The following is a 19,220-nucleotide window of genomic DNA, read 5'->3' as shown; positions in this document are numbered from 1 at the left end:
CTTACGGCTGCTTCGCGCCGAAATTGCCGCAGCCGTGGTACTGGCGGGTACCTACGGTCAGCATCACCTTCGCCTCGAACGCCTCCCCGCTCATATCGTCCTGGCAGGTAGTGCGCTGGAAACTTAGCTTGACGTCGGTACCATCGGACGCCTTGCCGCTCCAGCCGTCGGCACCCTTGGTTGGCTTGGCCACGTCAAAGCGGCGCTCGCCATAGTCAACTTCCACCTGCAGGCCCGGCATATCGCCATCGACGACTGCAAGCCATCCGGGTTCATTGCCGGTGGCACGGAACGCGGCATTGCCGGCGCTGCCATCGCCTTCGCCAGCTTCCACCGCATGGCACTCGCGATCCGGCTCGCCCTTCAGGCTCAGCAGGCCATCATCGCTGCCCTTGGTCCAGAAGCTGTTGCCAAGGCCATCGCTGTACTTGGCGCCGGATGCCGCGCGCTCGGAGGTCATGGCGAAGCTACGCTCGCCGATCACCACCGTGGCAGCATCCTCGCCATTGAAGGTCGCGCGCACGCTCAGATCACCACACTGGTAGGCGGTCTCGCTGCCACCTTCCGTGTTGGCGCTCGGCTTCGGCGTGGCAGGCGAGGGGTCATTGCTGCCCGCCGCGGGTGCCTGGGCCGGCTGGCACGCGGCCAGGACCAACCCCAGGGAGGCTGCCAACAGACTGGGAACTACACGCATGGCTCGACTCCTTGTCGACACTACAGGAATGCTCGACCCTACCACCTCGCGGTGAGCGGGGCCTGAAAACAGCCTGACCGCACTCATGCGGCCAGCACCGCCATCGACAGCAGCTGCGCGCCACTGCCGCCGGAACTGCAGGTCCAGACCCGCAACAGGCGCAGCTTCAGTTCACGCTCCCGGCCCTGCCGCCACACCGACATCCGCACGTCGCTGGACAGCAACGCCAGACGGCCACACAGCAGCGTTTCCACCGCGTGCAGCTGCAGGCTTCGTACCTGCAGGTCACCGGCCAACCAATCACCCAGCCACGGCAGATCGAGCATGCGGCCACCGTGGCCGTCCATCAGGAACAGGGCCGGCGATACCAGCGCGTTCAACGCATCGTGATTGTTATCCAGCAGCGCTGCGCACAGGCGCTGCTCCAGCGCCATCAACTGCTGCTCATGCAGATCTTCAACGATGTTCCGTTCCATCCACGGTTCCTCCCGGCATCGGCCGGCGCCTGCGCAGGCGCTGCGCGATCCACTGCCGCGCGCCCTGCACCACTACATAGAAGACCGGCACGAAGAACACCGCCAGCACGGTCGCACTGACCATGCCGCCGAACACGCCGGTTCCAATTGCCTGCTGGGTTTCCTTCGACGCGCCCTGTGCCAGCATCAGTGGCACCACGCCCAGCGCGAACGCCAGCGAGGTCATCACGATCGGACGCAGGCGCAGCCGCGCCGCCTCCAGCGCTGCTTCAACCAGGCCGCGCCCCTGCTGCTGCAGCTGCCGCGCGAATTCGACGATGAGGATCGCGTTCTTCGCCGACAGCCCGATCACGGTGATCATGCCGACCTTGAAGAACACGTCGTTGGGCATGCCGCGCAACAGCACCGCGGCGACCGCGCCAAGCAGGCCCAGGGGCACCACCAGCAGCACCGCCAACGGAATCGACCAGCTCTCGTACAGCGCGGCAAGCACCAGGAAGACCACCAGCATCGACAACAGCAGCAGCCACGGCGCCTGCGCCCCCGACTCACGCTCCTGCAGCGACTGGCTGGTCCATTGCAGGGCGAAGCCGGACGGCAGCTTTTCGGCCAACCGCTCCATCTCCGCCATGGCCTGGCCGGTCGACACGCCAGAGGCCGGGGCGCCGGACAGGTTCAGCGCCGGGAAACCAAGATAGCGTTGCAGCTGCAACGGCGCCTCGGTCCAGTGCGGGGTGACCAGCTCGGACAACGCCACCATGCCGCCCTCGCTGTTGCGCACGTACAGCTTCAGCACGTCTTCCAGCTCCATCCGGTGCGGCGCATCGGCCTGCAGGATCACCTGCTGCAGCCGTCCCTTGTTCGGGAAGTCGTTGACGTACTGCGAGCCCATGGCTGCCGACAGCGTGCTGCTGATCTGCTCGAAGCCCACGCCCATTGCCTCGGCCTTGGCCCGGTCGATGTCCAGCCGCACGCTGGTGCCGGCCGGCAGGCCATCGGCATGCACCTCCGACAGCAGCGGGCTGGCTTCGGCCAGCTTCAGCAGCTGCTGCAGGGCCGCGCGCAGTTCGGCCTGGCCCTGCCCGGTGCGCGCCTGCAGCGCCAGCGAGAAGCCGGACGAACGTCCCAGGCTGTCGATGGCCGGCGGCATCACGCTCATCACCTCGCCCTCGGCAATCGTGGCCATCGCCTGCTGCGCGGCCTCCACCTCACCGGCCGCGGTTGCGCCTGCGCGCTCACCCCAGTCCTTCAGCATGGTGTAGGTCAGCGCCGCACTCGGGCCGGAACCGGAAAAGCTGTAGCCGAGGATCGACTGGTTGGAGCCGATGCCCGGACGCGAGGCCACGTGCCGTTCGTAGGCTTCGACCACGGCCAGCGTACGCTCGGCCGTCGCCTCGGCCGGCAGCTGGATCGAGGTCATGAAATAGCCCTGGTCTTCTTCCGGCAGGAATGCGCCCGGCAGCCAGTGCAGGCCCAGCAGCAACGCCGCCACCAGTGCGGCGAACACGCCCATCACCCGCCCGCTCCGCTGCAGCACCGTCGCCACACCACGCTGGTAACGCCCGGTCATCCGCTCGAAGCCTTGGTTGAAGGCGCCGAACAGCCCGCCGCGACCGTGATGGCCGTGGTTGGCCTGGCGCAGCAGGGTCGCGCACAGCGCCGGCGTCAGGCTCAGGGCCAGCAGCGCCGAGAACAGGATCGACACCACCATCGCCACGGTGAACTGACGGTAGATCGCGCCCACCGAACCGCTGGCGAACGCCATCGGGATGAACACCGCGGTCAGCACCAGGGTAATGCCGATCACTGCGCCGGTCAGTTCACGCATCGCCTTGATGGTGGCCTCGCGCGGCGGCAGGCCCTCCTCGGCCATGATCCGCTCCACGCCCTCGACCACCACGATCGCGTCGTCGACGATGATGCCGATGGCCAGCACCATGCCGAACATGGTCAGCACGTTGATCGAGAAGCCCAGCGCCAGCATCACCGCGAACGTACCCAGCAGCGCGATCGGTGCGACCAGCGCCGGGATCAGCGTGTAACGCCAGTTCTGCAGGAACAGGTACATCACCGCGAACACCAGCAGCATCGCCTCCAGCAGGGTCTGCACCACCTTCTGGATCGATATCTCCACGAACGGCGCGGTGTCGAACGGGATGCTCGCTTCCACCCCGCGCGGCAGCAGCGGCGCCAGCTCAGCCATGCGCTCACGCACCGCCGCAGCGGTACGCACCGCGTTCGCGCCCGGGCGCAGCTGCACGCCGGCGGCGGTGGCTGGATGGCCGTCCTCGCGGGTGCCCCAGGCATAGCTCTGCGCGCCCAGCTCGACGCGGGCGACATCACCCAGCACCACCCGTGAACCGTCGGCGCCGGCACGCAGTACGATCGCCGCGAACTGTTCCGGCGTGGACAACTGGCCGTCGGCACTGAGCGGCACGGTGATGCGCTGGCCTGGAACACCCGGCGAATCACCAATGCGTCCTGGCGAAATCTCCAGGTTCTGCTGCTCGATCGCGGTTGCCACATCGCCCATGGTCAGGCCGTAGCCGGTCAACCGGGTCGGGTCCAGCCACACGCGCATCGCCTGCTCGGCACCGAACAACTGCACGCGGCCGACGCCATCGATACGGCGCAGCTCTTCGATGATGTTGCGCGCCATGAAATCGCCCAGCGCCGCCTCGCTGACGCTGGCATCGGGCGAACGCAGGCCGACCAGCATCAGGAAGCCGGAATCAGCGGCCTCCACGAACAGCCCGTTCTGGCGCACGCTGCGCGGCAGCCGCGGTTCGATCGCCTTGATCCGGTTCTGCACGTCCACCTGCGCCAGCTCCGGATTGGTGCCGGGCTTGAAGGTGGCAGTGATCGACGCTTCGCCGGACGCGTCCACCGACGACTCGAAGTACAGCAGGTGCTTGACGCTGGACAGCTCGCGCTCGATCAGGCCAACCACGGCATCATTCAGCGTCTGCGGGCTGGCACCCGGGTAGCTGGCATAGATGCTGACGCTGGGCGGGGCGACTGCTGGATAGCGCTCCACCGCCAGCCGCGGGATCGCCAGCACGCCGGCCAGGATGATGAAGATCGCCAGCACCCAGGCGAACACCGGGCGATCGATGAAGAAACGTGCCATGTTGGATTTCCCTGGAGGGACCGGCCCCGGAAAGGCTCAGCCCTTGCTGCCGGCCTGCACTGCACCGGCGCTGGCGACCGGCATCTGCCAGTCGCGCGCATCGACCACCACGCCTTCCTGCAGGCGCTCCTGGCCCTCGACCACCACCTTCTCGCCGGCCTTCAGGCCCGTGCGCACCAGCCACTGGCGATCGACACTGCCGTCCACTTCCAGCGTGCGGATCACCGCCTTGCCGTCGGCGCCGATCACCCAGGCATAGGCCTGGCCACCTGCGCTGCGCAGCACCGCCTGCTGTGGCACGGTCAATGCACTGGCCGGCGCGCCACGTGGCACCCTCGCGCGCACGTACATGCCGGGCAGCAGCTGTCGCTGCGGGTTGTCGACCAGGATGCGCAGGATGACATCACCGGTTCGCGCATCGACATTGATGCCGGAGAACAGCAGTTGGCCGCGTTCGGGCAGTGGCTTGCCGCTGGCACCGATGATCGTCACCGGCAGCTCGCCGCCACCGGCGGCACTGCGCTGCAGAGACTCCAGCTGCGCCGCCGGTTGGCGCACATCGACGTAGACCTGGTCGATCTGCTGCACCACTGCCATCGGCTCGGCATCGGCCACGCCCACCAGTGCGCCTTCGGTCACCAGCGCCTGGTCGATGCGGCCGGCAATCGGCGCGCTGACCGTGGCATAGCGCAGGTCAAGCTGGCGACGGGCCAGGATCGCGCGCGCTTCGTTCACCGCGGCACGGGCCTGTTCGTACTCGGCACTGGCATCGTCGCGATGCTGTTGGCTGACCGCCTGTGCGGCGGCCAGCGCATGCAGGCGCTGCGACTGCACGCGGCTGCGGTCCAGCGCCGCTTCGCTGCGCTGAAGGGCTGCCAGTGCCGAATCAACATCTGCACGGAACGCCGCCGGATCGATCTGGAACAGGGCCTGGCCGGCGCTCACTTCTGCGCCTTGGTCGAACAGGCGGCGCTGCACGATGCCGCCCACCTGGGCACGGATCTGTGCGGTGCGCACGGCAGCCACGCGGCCGGGCAGTTCGTCATCGCGCTGTACCACCTGCGGGCCGACGGTGACCACGCTGACACGCGGTGCGGCTTCGGGAGTGGCTTCGGGGGTTGAGCAGGCCGTCATGGCCAGGGCGAGGGCCGCGATCAACGCGACCGGAGTCCTGAAGGTTCTCATTGCTGTGCACAATGCCGCGCAGGCGGCGGATAGGTTCTGAAGCGCGCAGTGTGCGTGGCAATGATGGGGTTTCGATGGAGGAACTGTGGAGATACGATGGAGGCAAGCACCTTACGGCCCCGCCCCTGCATGCATGCCTCCCCCGCCCTCGCCGCCCTGGTCCTGATCGTCGAGGATGAGGCCGAGATCGCCGATATTCTCAGCGCCTACCTGGAACGCGAAGGACTGCGCACGCGGCGCGCGGCCGATGGCCATAGCGCACTGGACCTGCATCGCAGCGCCCGCCCCGACCTGGTCCTGCTCGATGTACAGCTGCCACGCCTGGATGGCTGGAGCGTGCTGACCCAGCTGCGCCAGCGTGGTGAGACGCCGGTGATCATGCTGACCGCGCTGGACCAGGACCTGGACAAGCTGACCGCGCTGCGCATGGGTGCCGACGACTACGTGGTCAAGCCGTTCAACCCGGCCGAGGTGGCGGCGCGCGTGCGCGCGGTGCTGCGGCGTACGCTGCGCGCCTCGCGCGTGGACGCGCCCACTGCGCTGCGCGTCGGCCCGCTGCTGATCGACTCGGCCACCCACGCCGTGCACGTGGAGGGCGAAGGCTATAGTCACGAAGTGCTGCTCACGCTCACCGAGTTCAAGCTGCTGCACTGCATGGCGCTGGCACCGACCCGCATCTTCAGCCGCAGCGAGCTGATGCACGAATGCCTGCCGGAAAGCGAAGCGCTGGAGCGCACTGTCGACAGCCATGTCAGTAAGCTGCGCCGCAAGCTGGACGAAGTGGGCATGGTCAATGTTCCGGCCAGTGTGCGCGGCGTCGGCTACCGGTTGATGGCTGACCGCTGATGGCCCGACTGCGCCGTTCCGGGCTCAGCCGCCACATCATCGTCTCGATGTCGCTGATGGTGATCGGCGTCATCGTGATGATGATCCTGTCGTCGTGGCTGCTGTACGCGGTGCTGGTCGAGTTCTTCCCCGGAAGTACCGAAGAGCCGGAAAGCTGGCTGCCGACCGGGCCGGAGCTTGCATGGATGGTGGGCGTGATCCTGACCGGCCTGGCGCTGGCCATCGCCGCCTCGTTCCGCCTCGCCCACCGCATCCTGTCGCCGTTGAATTCGCTGGTGGACAGCGTGCGTGCGCTCGCCAGCGGTGACCTTGGGGCGCGCGCCAACGTCGAGGAGAATTCGCCGGGCGAAGTGGCAACCCTGGTTGAGGACTTCAATGCGATGGCGCGCCGCCTGCAGCACATGGAGAGCGAGCGCGCGATGTGGCATGCGGCCATCGCACATGAGCTGCGTACTCCGGTGACGATCCTGCGCGGCCGCCTGCAGGGACTGGCCGAGGGCGTGTTCCAGCCGGACGAGTCGCAGTTCCGCAGCCTGCTCGCCCAGGTCGAAGGGCTGTCGCGACTGATTGAAGATCTGCGCGTGCTGAGCCTGTCCGACAATGCGCGGCTGGACGTGCGTCGCGCACGCACCGACGTGGTGGCCGAGGTGCATTCGGTGATGACGCTGGTCGACCCGCAGTTCCGCGCTGCGGGCTTCGTGCTGGAACTGGAAACCAGCCGCGAGGAACACAACGCGCACTGTGATCCCACGCGCCTGCGCCAGGCGCTGCTGGCGCTGCTGGAGAACGCGCGTCGCTATGCCAGCCCAGGCAAGGTGCGCATCGCCGTGCATGACACGCCGGGCCATGTGCAGGTGGCCATCGAGGATGAAGGCCCGGGGATCGATCCCGGACTGCATGCCGACATCTTCACTCCGTTCATGCGCGCCGACGGCTCACGTTCGCGCCAGGGCGGTGGCAGCGGGCTTGGCCTGGCGGTGGTCAAGGCCATCGCCGATGCACATGGTGGCCGTGCCTGCTGCACGCCCGGCAGCTGCGGCGGCAGCCGTTTCGTCATCGAACTGCCGCGCCAGTAGCCGGACCAGCGGCCTGCGTGCGCAGGTGTGCTCCCAGCGCGGCCAGATTGGCGTCGATCGCATCCATTTCCTCACGCTGCTGCGCCGGCAACTGCTGGCGAAGCTGCACACGCAATGCCTGCCATGCCGGTACCGCCTGCGCACTGGCAGTGGCCACGGCCGCAGACAGCAGTACCTGCTCGTCGCCCAGCGGCAACCCATAGCCGCCGTCCTGCAGCAGCGTCCCCGGGCGCAACCACTGCCCACTCTGCGCCAGCAGGCCGCGCAGGCTGCGGGTTTCCGCGCTGTCCGCAGCAGCCAGCAGCTGCCGCTTGAGCACATCGCGTGCCCGCAGCTCGGCACGCCGCTGTGCGGCCTGTTCCAGCAACAGCAGGCCGGCACTGGCGCGCAGGTCGCCCTTCAGCAGCCACGGTGCCCGTTGTTCCGCCGGCAGCTTCAACCAGCCGCGCACATCGCGGGCAGGCAGGCTCAGCTGGGTCGCCGCCACTGTGAACAACTGCTGGTAGTGGTCGCGCGCGGAAGCGAAGTAATACCCCTGTGCCTGCGCGGCGTTGCGGTCCGTGAGTACCCGCTCGTCGAGCATGCCCAGCCGCGCCAGCCGGCGCTTGAGACCACGCGGACTCAGCTGGGCCAGCCCGGCCTCGCCCAGCCGCGGCACTCCGGCCTGCAGCAGCTTGGCGGTCTCCACCGCACAGTTGTTGCTGACGAAGTAATAGCGCCCGTCATAGCTCCAGTGCACCTGGGCGGTGCGCTCGAGCAGGCTGGCGATCTCATCGCGCTGCAGCCGCAATGGCAGCGACTGCAGGCCGCGCAGTTCGACCTTGGTGTACTCGTCCACCACCTGCTGCAGCGGCAGCACGAACAGCCGCGACGGGTAGCCGCCGGTCAAGCCGCGCCAGTTGGATATCTGTACGTCGCCCACGAACGCGCGGAAGGACAGCACGCGATGGTATTCAAGATCCAGCCGGCAGTCCGGTCCCGGCGCGCGCCCGGGCCTGCAGATCACCAATCGCAGCATGCTGTGGCCCCAGCGGCTCATCGGCTGCGCGCTGCCTTCGGCGAACAGGTAATCCACGGCGTAGACACGCGCGGGGTCGAGCTGCAGCAGCGATGCCGCCCCCTCTTCCGATTCGGCCTGCAGCAAGGGCAACGCGGTCGCGCAGTGCGACTGCGGCAGCGATGGCGGGGTTCCGAAATGGGCCTGGTACCACCGCGCCAGTGCCGGGCGCCGGCAGGCGAACTCGCTGTCGAGCACGAAATGCTCGGCGTTCACTGCCAGGTACTCGGCCGGGTCCTTCAGTTCATACGCATCGGGGCTGCGGTCACGGAAGTCGTTGTCGCCACGGCCGAGATGCCAGGGCTTGCGCTGCCAACCCGCGAGGTCACGCCATCGCATGCTCTGCGACCAGTTCGCACCGCCACGGTCGGCGACGTGCGTCAGTTCGTGTACCAGCGCGCTGCGGCGTGCGCGCCGGGCGCCCGGCGCACTGTCGCCCAGCAGACTCCGGCGCAACGCGATACGGCCAGCGAAGGTGCGGCCATGCACATCGGCCGGCAGGTCATCCGTCCAGCGCACCCGTACCTGCGCCGGCAACGCAGCCAGCAGGCCGTCCGGCAATAGTGACTGCACGTCGGCCAGGGTCTGGCTGGCGAGCCGCTGCTGCGCCGGATCGAGACCGGACGGATCAAGCTGCAGGCGATCAGCTGCAGACGCGACGTGGGCGGTCAGCAGTAGAGCCACGCCAAGCGTGGCGGCGTTCCGTGCAGATGTCATGGAATTGCCGGCCAGCGGCCGGCACTACCCGAAGGCCGGATCAACGCGCCAGCAGTGTGCGGGCCAGTTCCAGGTCGCTCTGCTGCTGCGCGGCGGCGCTCTGCTCACGCAGGTGGGCCAGTGCGGCCTGCAGGCGGGCGCCACGGATCTGGCCGTCGCTGGCAACGAACGCAGCGGCATCGTCGCGCGCGGCCAGCACCACCTTGTCGTCACCCGAGCTGCTGCCCGAGGAGCCGGAGGAAGCACCGGTGGCAGAACCGGCCGAGGTGCCGGCGAAGCTGGAAGCAAAGCCGGCCAGCGGCAGGGACAGCAGGGCGAGCAGCAGAAGCGGACGGGTCATCGGTTCGAAGCCGGTTGTGAGGATGGGTGGAGCGTAACGGGTGCGTGAAGGATTTGCCCGGCTCAGGCGTCAAACAGCTTGCCGGGATTCAGCCGCGCTTGGGGATCGAACGCGCGTTTGACCGCCTTCATCAGCGCGATTTCGGCCGGGCCGCGGGTGCTGTCCAGGTAGCCCTTCTTGACCAGGCCGATGCCATGCTCGGCCGAGATGCTGCCATCGAAACGCGCCAGCACCTGCGCCAGCAGCTTGGTGACGTGCTCGCACTGCGCCACGAAATCGGCGTCACTGGTGTCGTCGGGCTTGATCACGTTGATATGCAGGTTGCCGTCGCCGATGTGGCCGAACCAGACCACGTCGAAGTGCGGGTAGGCTTGCCCGATCAGCGCCTGGGTCTCGGCCAGGAACGCCGGCATCGCCGAGATCCGTACCGAGACGTCGTTCTTGTAGGGTTTGTAGCGCGCCAGCGATTCGGTGATGCCTTCGCGCAGGCGCCACAGCTGGGCGGCCTGGGCGTCGCTGGCACTGATCACCCCGTCGCTGACCCAGCCGTTGCCCATGCAGTCCTCGAAGGCCGCCATCGCCGCCGCTTCCTGCGCTTCGTCGTTGGCGGCGAACTCGGTGACCACGTAGTACGGGTGCACCTCGTCGAACGGCGCCTGCGCGCCGTGCGCCAGCACATGTTCCAGCGCGCGGTCGGTGAAGAACTCGAAGGCCTGCAGTTGCAGGCGCGCGCGGAACGCGGCGAACACCTGCATCAGCACTTCGAAGCTGGGTACTGCCAGCAGCATCACGTTGCTGGCCGGCGGCGGGTCGGTCAGCTTAACGGTGGCTTCGACGATCACGCCCAGCGTGCCCTCCGAACCGATCAACAGCTGGCGGAAGTCATAGCCGCTGGAGTTCTTGATCAGGCCCTTGTTGAGCTCGAGCAGTTCGCCACTGGCGGTGACCACCTTCAGCCCGGCGATCCACTCGCGGGTGTTGCCGTAGCGGATCACGCGGATGCCGCCGGCATTGGTGGCAATGTTGCCGCCGATCGTGCACGAGCCGCGCGCGGCGAAATCCACCGGGTAGATCAGGCCGTGGTCCAGCGCGGCGTTGTGCACGGCCTCCAGCGGCATGCCGGCCTGCACCACCAGGGTGCGATCGACCGCGTCGTAGTCCAGCGCCCTGTTCATCCTCTCCAGGCTGAGCACCAGCTCGCCGTTGGCCGCCACCGCGCCACCCGAGAGGCCGGTGCGGCCGCCCGACGGCACCACCGCCACGCCCTCGGCGGCACTCCAGCGCATCACCGCCTGTACCTCCTCGACCGTGGCCGGCAGTGCGATCGCCAGCGGCGCCGGCGTCCAGCGCCGGGTCCAGTCGCGCCCGTAATGCTCCAGGTCGGCCGGGTCGGTCTTCAGCTTCAGGCCGGGACAGGCCTGCTGCAGCGAGGCAATGCGGGAATCGGTCATGACGGTCCAGCGCGGGGCGTGAAGAACGGGCAAGCGTGCCAGCGGCACGCGCCAGCGTCCAGCCCTGCAGACAGGCAGATAGCTACGGATGCAACCAATTGCGCACTGCACCATGAGCGCCGTGATCTGGCATAGTGGTTGGCCCCTGTCCCACTGGCCGTGTTGCCCCATGTCGCCGAAGAAGACCTCGTTCCCGAAGCAGGATATCCGCGTGCTGTTGCTGGAGGGGGTCAGCCAGACCGCCGTGGAGGTGTTCAGCGCCGCCGGCTACAGCCAGATCGAGGCACACACCAAGGCGCTGCCCGAGGACGAGTTGAAGGCGCGCATCGCCGAGGCACATATTGTCGGCATCCGTTCGCGCACCCAGCTCAGCGCCGAGGTGCTGGCCGAGGCGAAGCGCCTGATCGCGGTGGGCTGCTTCTGCATCGGCACCAACCAGGTCGACCTGGATGCGGCCGAACTGGCCGGCATCCCGGTGTTCAATGCGCCCTATTCCAATACCCGCAGCGTGGCCGAGCTGGTGATCGCCGAGGCGATCATGCTGACCCGCGGCATCCCGCAGAAGAACGCCGAATGCCATCGCGGCGGCTGGTCGAAGTCGGCCAGCGGCAGCCATGAAGTGCGTGGCAAGACGCTGGGCATCATTGGTTATGGCCACATCGGCACCCAGGTCGGCGTGCTGGCCGAATCGCTGGGCATGCAGGTGATCTTCCACGACGTGGAAACCAAGCTGGCGCTGGGCAATGCGCGTGCCGCGGCCAGCCTGGACGACCTGCTGGCGCGCGCCGACATCGTCACCCTGCACGTGCCGGAGACGCCGGCCACGCAGTGGATGATCGGCAGCACCGAGCTGGCGAAGATGCGCAAGGGTGCGCACCTGATCAACGCCGCGCGCGGCACCGTGGTCGACATCGATGCGCTGGATGCTGCGCTGGCCAGCGGCCACGTCGGCGGTGCCGCGCTGGACGTGTTCCCGGTCGAACCGAAGGGCAACGGCGATATCTTCGAGTCGCCGCTGACCCGCCACGACAACGTGATCCTGACCCCGCACGTGGGCGGCAGCACGCTGGAAGCGCAGGACAACATCGGCGTGGAAGTGGCAGCCAAGCTGGTGCGCTACAGCGACAACGGCAGCACCCTGTCGGCGGTCAACTTCCCGGAAGTGACCCTGCCCGAACACGAAGACAGCCTGCGCCTGCTGCACATCCACCAGAACGTGCCGGGCGTGCTGTCCAGGGTCAACGAGATCTTCTCGCGCCACAACGTCAACATCGACGGCCAGTTCCTGCGTACCGACCCGAAGGTGGGCTACGTGGTGATCGACATCACCGCCAGCGAGGCACAGGCCGCCGCCGTGCGCGACGAGCTGGCCGCGATTCCGGGCACGCTGCGGACGCGCATTCTGTATTGAGCAAGGCGTCGCCGGGCATACCCCGGCGGAGTGCTTCCGGCATCGCGCCATCCACGCATGGCGTGGATCTACTGGCGTTTCGCGCGATCCCGCAGTAGATCCACGCCATGCGTGGATGGAACACCTCAGAACCTTACGGCGTGGAGGTTCTTGTAAAAGTCCCAATGGATCAGAACCCTGTCTTCCATCGACAGGAACAGCGTATCGACGAAATCCAGCTCCTCGGCATGAACCAGCCAGTCCTGCAGGCGGCTGCCCAGCGAAGGTACCGCCCCATCCACCTGGACAACCGTCAACGCAGCCTCGCTTGGCAAGCCAACAGCATCTGCAATGTCGCTCAACTCCTGCGCCAGCCGCTCCCGCCCCACCCCGGGGACCTCCAGGCGTGATGGCACGCGCTCCCAGTCGATGGATGTGATGACTGGCAATGCAGCCTTGATCATCGCAAGGGCAGCATCCTGCTTCGCCTCGCCACACGCATGAGCCGCAACAAACGCGGCACAGCCGTCCGAGAGCATCAACGTGCCAGCCAGCGGCGCGCCATGCGCTGCATGGATTCATCCGATTCGGGGTCGGCCGCGACTTCGGTCACCTGCCGCCAGGCCAGGTCGAGCGATTCCTCGCTGAGCACGAAGGCCTCGCCACCCAGCGCCCGGATCACGAAACGCACGTCGTAGTGCCAGTGCCCCGGCACGTCCTTGCGCTCCGGAATCCAATGCTTGTCCAGATCGAAGATGGCCGGGTCCTCCAGTACCAGGCCGCTCAGCCCGGACTCCTCCTCGGCTTCCTTCAGCGCCACCTGCGCCAGATCACGGTCGCCGTCGGCGTGACCGCCCAGCTGCAGCCAGCGCTGCAGCTTTCGGTGATGGGTGAGCAGCAGGCGCTGGCCGTCGGCACTGACCAGCCAGCAGCTGGCGGTGAAATGCCCGGCCAGCCGTTCGCGACGGAACGGATCTTCTGGATCGTCCAGCAATGTGCCGAATTCGGCAGCCAGTGCGTCGTGGGCGGGCTCGCGGCGGGCATAGTCCCGCAACAGACCGCGCAGGCGATCATCAAGCACGGCAAGGGTTTCGGCGATCTGGCGCATGAATGGGGGCGGTTCGGAAAAATACTGCTCATTATCGCCGTTCATTGTTGCGATTGCGCTTGTGCGTTGGCTTCAGCTTTGGCTAAGGTACAGCGGGCCGTTCGCACGGCCTTCACCATTCAAGGTTGCCGGCAACGTATCGGCGGCCCACCCCATCCGATCATTAGGAAGTACTGCATGCTGAAAGCTCTGTTGAGGGTCAAGCCGGTCCAGCCGGCCGGGCACGTCGATGCCGGCGAACCCATCGAAGGCAGCCTGGACGGCGAAGCCACGTTGAAACGGACCCTCACGGCTAAACACCTCATCCTGCTGGGCGTGGGTGCGGTGATCGGCGCTGGTATCTTCGTGCTGACCGGCCAGGCCGCGGCCAACCACGCCGGCCCGGCGGTGATGCTGTCCTTCGTGCTGGCCGGTTTCGCCTGTGCCCTGGCGGGCCTGTGCTACGCCGAGTTCGCGGCGATGATGCCGGTCTCCGGCAGTGCCTACTCCTACTCCTACGCCACCCTCGGCGAGGGCATGGCCTGGTTCATCGGCTGGTGCCTGGTGCTGGAGTACCTGTTCGCCTCGGCGTCGGTCGCGGTGGGTTGGTCGGCCTACCTGATCAGCTTCATCACCACCACGCTGCACATGCCCTTCCCGGACCTGCTCAGCGCCGCGCCCATCGCCTGGACCGGCAGCGAGTTCGTCTCTTCCGGCAAGCTGTTCAACCTGCCGGCGGTGCTGATCGTGGCGGCGGTGTCCGGCCTGCTGTACGTGGGCGTGACCCAGTCGGCGTTCGTCAACGCCATCATCGTGGCGATCAAGGTCACCGTCATCTGCCTGTTCATCGGCATCGGCGCGGCCCACATCGATCCGGCCAACTGGCAGCCCTTCATTCCGGAAAACACCGGCGTGCCGGGTGAGTTCGGCTGGAGCGGCATCTTCCGCGCCGCCACCATCGTGTTCTTCGCCTACATCGGCTTCGACGCGGTCTCCACCGCCGCCGGCGAAACCAAGGATCCCCAGCGCAACATGCCGATCGGCCTGCTCGGCTCGCTGGCCGTGTGCACCATCGTCTACATCATCGTCTGCGCGGTGCTGACCGGCATGATGCCGTACCACCTGCTGGGCACCGACAAGCCGGTGGCCACCGCGCTGGAGCCCTACCCGACCCTGTCCTGGCTGAAGACCCTGGTCGAGATCGGCGCCATCGCCGGCCTGTCCTCGGTGGTGCTGGTGATGATGATGGGCCAGACCCGCATCGCCTACACCATTTCCCGCGACGGCCTGCTGCCGAAGTTCTTCGGCAAGGTCCACGCTCGTTTCCGCACCCCCTATTGGGCCACGATCGTGGTCGGCGTGATCGCCGCCGCACTGGCCGGCCTGGTGCCGCTGAACGTGCTGGGCGAACTGGTGTCGATGGGCACCCTGTTGGCTTTCGCCACGGTCTGCATCGGCGTGCTGGTGCTGCGCTATACCAAGCCGGAGATCCACCGCCCGTTCCGCGTGCCGGCGGTGTGGATCATCTGCCCGCTTGGCGCTGCGGCCTGCCTGTTCCTGTTCTGGCAGGCGTTCGTGGTGCACTGGCACCTGTTCGTCGGCTGGACCGTGCTGGGCATGCTGATCTATCTCGGCTATGGCATGCGCAACAGCAAGCTGGCCAAGTCACCCTGATCCGCCTACGGGCCGGCCCTGTGCCGGCCCGTCCGTTTTCCCCGCGCGCCAGACACGGCGCGCTTCGACAAGACCACCAGACATGTTCAAGCAACTGTGGGCCACCAAGCACCCGCATGCCGCCCATGAAGACGCCAACGGCCTGAGCCTGCGCCGCCACCTCGGCCCCTGGGGCCTGACCGCCCTCGGCATCGGTGCCGTGATCGGCGGCGGCATCTTCGTCATCACCGGCCAGGCCGCCGCCAATCACGCCGGCCCCGCGATCATGCTGTCGTTCGTGCTGGCCGCCATCTGCTGCGCCTTCTGCGCGCTGGCCTACGCCGAGTTCGCCTCGATGGTGCCGGTTTCCGGCAGCGCCTATACCTATACCTACGCCACCTTCGGCGAACTGTCGGCCTGGTTCATCGGCTGGATGCTGGTGCTTGAGTACGGCGTCTCTGCGTCGGCGGTGGCGGTCAGCTGGACCGGCTATTTCCTCAGCCTGCTCAGCCAGTTCGACATCCATCTACCGGCGGCGCTGGTCAGTGCGCCACTCGATGCACAGCTGCGCCCCACCGGCGCGATCGCCAACCTGCCGGCCGCTGCGCTGGTACTGCTGCTGACCTGGCTGTGCTACGTCGGCATCAGCAAGTCATCGGCAATGAACATGGCGATGGTCGTGCTCAAGACCGGCCTGATCCTGCTGGTCATCGTGGTCGGCTGGAAGTACGTGGACACCAGCAACTGGACGCCGTTCATCCCAGCCAATGAAGGCCCCGGCAAGTACGGCATGGAAGGCGTGCTGCGTGGCGCGGCGATGGTGTTCTTCGCCTACATCGGCTTCGAGGCGGTGTCGGTGGCGGCGCAGGAATCGAAGAATCCGCAGCGCGACATGCCGATCGGCATGATGCTGTCGCTGGTGGTCTGCACCGTGCTCTACATCGCGATGGCGGCGGTGATGACCGGCCTGGTGCCGTTCCAGCTGCTGGGCACCGACGAACCGGTGGTGACCGCGGTGGCCGCGCATCCGCAGCTGGGTTGGCTGCGCTGGGTGGTCGAGGTCGGCGCGCTGGTCGGCCTGTCCTCGGTGGTACTGGTGATGATCATCGGCCAGCCGCGCATCTTCATGATCATGGGGCGCGACGGCCTGCTGCCGCCGGTGTTCACCAGGATCCACCCGAAGTACCGCACCCCGCACATCAACACGGTGATCACCGGCATCGGCATCGCGCTGCTGGCGGCGCTGTTCCCACTGGACATCCTTGGCGAGCTGACCTCGATGGGCACGCTGATCGCGTTCGCGGCGGTGTGTGCCGGCGTGCTGATCCTGCGCCGCACCCAGCCGGACCTGCCGCGCCCGTTCCGCATGCCGATGGCCTGGCTGATCTGCAGCCTGGGCGTGCTGAGTTGCGTTGCCCTGCTGTCGGCGATGACGATGCACAACTGGATGCTGATGGGCGTCTGGACCTTCGTCGGTTTCGTGATCTATTTCTGCTACGGCTTCAGGCACAGCCGGCTGCGTGTGAAGTAGGGTTTTTTGCATTGCAGGGCCTGCGGCCCTGCACCCGCTGGAGCAACGTCAACAGCAACAGCTGGACTGAGGGTTTGGCGAGGAGGGGGGAGATTGCGGGGGACGCTGCAAGTACATCCCTGTAAGCTCGGTCGCCGCATCCATGCGGCTCACGCCCCCGCAACCTCCCCCCTCCCCGCCTCCGACAGTCTCCTGGCACGTCCGGTAGATCCACGCCATGCGTGGATGAATTGCGTCTGAGAGATGAATTCTCTCCGGTCGATGAATTCCCTGTAGAGCCGAGCCATGCTCGGCTCCGAGCAAGCGCAGCGCCGCGACCCGCTTTTCGCTTTTCCTTCTTCACTCCGTGGCCGGCCGTACACCGGAACCTGTCAGAGGCGGGGCGGGTGGGCCGTGTAGGGGCGCTGGCGCCATGGATGGCGCCATCGAGCTTACAGGGACGTACTTGCAGCGTCCCCTGCACGGCCCACCTGCCCCGCCCCGCCCATGAACCGCTCTATACGACCCGCCACGAGGGGCTCAGCCGTTGGCCGAATCCAGTAAAATCGTCGGCATGAACGCCCCCACCTTCCCCTACGACACCGCGCGCCTGAGCGAACTGGCCCAGCTGCTGATCGACAACGTCCGCGAACTGGCCCACGCCGGCTGGACCCCGGCCACCAGCAGCAACTTCTCCCACCGCCTGGACGATCGCCACGCCGCGATCACGGTGTCCGGCAAGGACAAGGGCCGCCTGATCGAGGACGACATCATGGTGGTGGACTTCGACGGCCAGGCCGTCGGCCGTCCGCTGCGCCCGTCCGCCGAGACCCTGCTGCACACCCAGTTGTACCGCCGCTTCCCGGACGTCGGCTGCGTGCTGCATACGCACTCGCCGGTACAGACCATCGCCTCGCGCCTGTACGCGCCGCAGGGTCATATCCGCCTGGAAGGCTACGAGCTGTTGAAGGCCTTCGCCGGCAACAGTACTCACGAAATGGCCATCGATGTGCCGGTGTTCGCCAACACCCAGGACATGAACGTGCTGTCGAAGCAGGTCGATAACCTGCTCGACCGGCAGAACCTGTGGGGCTATCTGATCGATGGCCACGGCCTGTACGCCTGGGGCCGCGACATGGCCGAGGCACGCCGCCACCTGGAAGCGTTCGAGTTCCTGTTCCACTGCGAACTGGAGCTGCGCAGGCTGCGCGGCTGAACCGGCGCGCAGGTGCAGATGCTGATCCGGAATCTGCGCCCTACACCCACCCTGCTACCCTGTCTTCCCCCCAAGACGTTCAAGCTGCCGCCATGAGCCGACTGCGCATCTACGACGACACCCGCCCCGATTCGCCGCTGCTGGACACCCAGGACGGCGCGGTCATCACTGCCGAGCTGCAGAAGATCGGCGTCACCTTCGAGCGCTGGCAGGCCACCGCGCCCGTCGCACCGGGCGCCAGCCAGGAGGAAGTATTCGCCGCCTACCGCGCTGACATCGACCGCCTGGTCGCCGAGCGCGGCTTCAAGAGCGTGGACGTAGCCTCGATCGCCCCGGACAACCCGAATCGCGCCGAGCTGCGCAAGAAGTTCCTCGACGAGCACTTCCACAAGGAAGACGAAGTGCGCTTCTTCGTTGCTGGCTCGGGCCTGTTCACCCTGCACGTGGGTGACAAGGTCTATGAGATCGAATGCGTGAAGGACGACCTGATCGCCGTGCCCGATGGCACCACCCACTGGTTCGACATGGGCGAGGAACCCAGCTTCGTGGCGATCCGCTTCTTCACCGAGCCGGACGGCTGGGTCGGTCACTTCACCGGCACCGACATCGCGCAGAAGTTCCCTCGTTACGTACCCACCCAGGCGTCCTGATCCATGCAAGCCCGCGTCATCCTGACCGACATCGAAGGCACCACCAGCAGCATCTCGTTCGTCAAGAACGTGCTGTTCCCCTATGCGCGCAAGGCGTTGCCCGCGTTTGTCGCCGAGCATGGCCAGCAGCCGGACGTCCGCCGCTGGCTGGATGCGGTGGCTACCGAGATCGGCGGTGCCTGCCAGGACAGCCTCGTGGCCGAGACGCTGCAGGGCTGGATCGACCAGGACCGCAAGCACACCGCACTGAAGGCGCTGCAGGGGCTGATCTGGGACGAAGGCTACCGCCGTGGCGACTACACCGCGCACTTCTACCCGGAAGTAGCGCCGGTGCTGAAGGGCTGGCACGCTTCCGGCCTGCCGCTGTACGTGTACTCCTCCGGCTCGGTGCCGGCGCAGAAGCTGTTCTTCGGGTTCAGCGACGCCGGCGACCTCAGCCCGCTGGTGTCGGGCTGGTTCGATACCGAAGTCGGCGGCAAGCGCGAGGCCGACAGCTACCGCCGCATCGTGCAGGCCATCGGCGTACCGGCCGGCGAGATCCTGTTCCTGTCCGATGTGGTGGAAGAACTGGATGCCGCCCGCGAAGCCGGGTTGCAGACCCGCCTGATCGATCGCCTGGATGATTACCCGATGCCGCGTACCGGCCAGGCCGCCAACGGCCACGAACGGGTCGAGAATTTCCAGCAGATCCAGCTGTAAGCAAAATGGTAGGTGCCAACCTTGGTTGGCATGCTGCTGGTGT

At 67.0% G+C, this 19,220-nt stretch carries 17 protein-coding genes; 8 read left to right on the top strand and 9 right to left on the bottom strand.

Features of this window, described 5'->3' with window-relative positions; genetic code table 11:
* Position 1 precedes the first annotated feature (1 nt).
* The 4 genes from ACS0OT_RS09165 to ACS0OT_RS09150 form a co-directional block, all read right to left on the bottom strand.
* Positions 2-694 (bottom strand): COG3650 family protein, encoded by a 693-nt coding sequence (locus tag ACS0OT_RS09165; protein ID WP_005416365.1) that lies wholly within the window; start codon positions 692-694, stop codon positions 2-4.
* A gap of 83 nt (positions 695-777) precedes the next feature.
* The gene (locus ACS0OT_RS09160; RefSeq protein WP_095378816.1) at positions 778-1,170 is read right to left on the bottom strand and encodes a nuclear transport factor 2 family protein; all 393 of its coding nucleotides are present in this window, start codon (positions 1,168-1,170) and stop codon (positions 778-780) included.
* Positions 1,151-4,300, bottom strand: a complete 3,150-nt coding sequence (locus ACS0OT_RS09155) for a multidrug efflux RND transporter permease subunit (protein WP_442256301.1) — start codon at positions 4,298-4,300, stop codon at positions 1,151-1,153. The genes ACS0OT_RS09160 and ACS0OT_RS09155 overlap by 20 nt, the downstream gene beginning before the upstream one ends.
* A gap of 36 nt (positions 4,301-4,336) precedes the next feature.
* Positions 4,337-5,485 (bottom strand): efflux RND transporter periplasmic adaptor subunit, encoded by a 1,149-nt coding sequence (locus ACS0OT_RS09150; protein WP_442256300.1) that lies wholly within the window; start codon positions 5,483-5,485, stop codon positions 4,337-4,339.
* A 129-nt stretch (positions 5,486-5,614) separates the two neighbouring features.
* On the opposite strand from ACS0OT_RS09150, the gene ACS0OT_RS09145 reads away from it, so the two are divergent.
* A complete protein-coding gene (locus tag ACS0OT_RS09145; RefSeq protein ID WP_442256298.1) occupies positions 5,615-6,331 on the top strand; it encodes a response regulator in 717 nt (238 codons plus the stop codon).
* Positions 6,331-7,407, top strand: a complete 1,077-nt coding sequence (locus ACS0OT_RS09140) for an ATP-binding protein (RefSeq protein WP_065177603.1) — start codon at positions 6,331-6,333, stop codon at positions 7,405-7,407. Before ACS0OT_RS09145 ends, ACS0OT_RS09140 begins: the two co-directional genes overlap by 1 nt.
* Here the strand turns inward: ACS0OT_RS09140 and ACS0OT_RS09135 are convergent.
* The 3 genes from ACS0OT_RS09135 to ACS0OT_RS09125 form a co-directional block, all read right to left on the bottom strand.
* Positions 7,385-9,181, bottom strand: a complete 1,797-nt coding sequence (locus ACS0OT_RS09135) for a DUF7844 domain-containing protein (protein ID WP_139727039.1) — start codon at positions 9,179-9,181, stop codon at positions 7,385-7,387. The genes ACS0OT_RS09140 and ACS0OT_RS09135 overlap by 23 nt on opposite strands.
* 40 nt (positions 9,182-9,221) lie before the next feature.
* The gene (locus ACS0OT_RS09130) at positions 9,222-9,521 is read right to left on the bottom strand and encodes a DUF2388 domain-containing protein (protein ID WP_065196996.1); all 300 of its coding nucleotides are present in this window, start codon (positions 9,519-9,521) and stop codon (positions 9,222-9,224) included.
* Between the two features lie 62 nt (positions 9,522-9,583).
* On the bottom strand, positions 9,584-10,972 hold the full coding sequence (locus ACS0OT_RS09125; RefSeq protein ID WP_139727038.1) for an FAD-binding oxidoreductase: 1,389 nt from the start codon (positions 10,970-10,972) through the stop codon (positions 9,584-9,586).
* A gap of 169 nt (positions 10,973-11,141) precedes the next feature.
* Between ACS0OT_RS09125 and serA the strand changes: the two genes are divergently transcribed.
* The gene (gene serA, locus ACS0OT_RS09120) at positions 11,142-12,383 is read left to right on the top strand and encodes a phosphoglycerate dehydrogenase (protein ID WP_005416356.1); all 1,242 of its coding nucleotides are present in this window, start codon (positions 11,142-11,144) and stop codon (positions 12,381-12,383) included.
* 125 nt (positions 12,384-12,508) lie between these two features.
* Here serA and ACS0OT_RS09115 read toward each other — a convergent pair whose 3' ends face one another.
* Positions 12,509-12,901, bottom strand: coding sequence for a hypothetical protein (locus ACS0OT_RS09115; protein WP_065184959.1), 393 nt, complete (start codon positions 12,899-12,901; stop codon positions 12,509-12,511).
* A complete protein-coding gene (locus ACS0OT_RS09110; protein WP_081275722.1) occupies positions 12,901-13,515 on the bottom strand; it encodes an NUDIX hydrolase in 615 nt (204 codons plus the stop codon). Before ACS0OT_RS09110 ends, ACS0OT_RS09115 begins: the two co-directional genes overlap by 1 nt.
* Before the next feature lie 132 nt (positions 13,516-13,647).
* Between ACS0OT_RS09110 and ACS0OT_RS09105 the strand changes: the two genes are divergently transcribed.
* The 5 genes from ACS0OT_RS09105 (at position 13,648) to mtnC (ending at position 19,177) form a co-directional block, all read left to right on the top strand.
* The gene (locus ACS0OT_RS09105) at positions 13,648-15,123 is read left to right on the top strand and encodes an amino acid permease (RefSeq protein ID WP_005416354.1); all 1,476 of its coding nucleotides are present in this window, start codon (positions 13,648-13,650) and stop codon (positions 15,121-15,123) included.
* 82 nt (positions 15,124-15,205) lie between these two features.
* A complete protein-coding gene (locus ACS0OT_RS09100; RefSeq protein ID WP_005416353.1) occupies positions 15,206-16,633 on the top strand; it encodes an amino acid permease in 1,428 nt (475 codons plus the stop codon).
* Between the two features lie 553 nt (positions 16,634-17,186).
* Entirely contained in the window at positions 17,187-17,828 is a 642-nt protein-coding gene (locus ACS0OT_RS09095; protein WP_139727037.1) for a methylthioribulose 1-phosphate dehydratase, read from the top strand.
* A 92-nt stretch (positions 17,829-17,920) separates the two neighbouring features.
* A complete protein-coding gene (locus tag ACS0OT_RS09090; RefSeq protein WP_065177596.1) occupies positions 17,921-18,478 on the top strand; it encodes a 1,2-dihydroxy-3-keto-5-methylthiopentene dioxygenase in 558 nt (185 codons plus the stop codon).
* A 3-nt stretch (positions 18,479-18,481) separates the two neighbouring features.
* Entirely contained in the window at positions 18,482-19,177 is a 696-nt protein-coding gene (mtnC, locus tag ACS0OT_RS09085; protein WP_061479251.1) for an acireductone synthase, read from the top strand.
* Positions 19,178-19,220: the final 43 nt, after the last annotated feature.

Source organism: Stenotrophomonas maltophilia group sp. RY12688 (assembly GCF_052149045.1).
In the GTDB taxonomy this organism is placed as follows: Bacteria; Pseudomonadota; Gammaproteobacteria; order Xanthomonadales; family Xanthomonadaceae; genus Stenotrophomonas; species Stenotrophomonas sepilia.
This window is presented reverse-complemented; position numbering and strand designations above follow the sequence as displayed.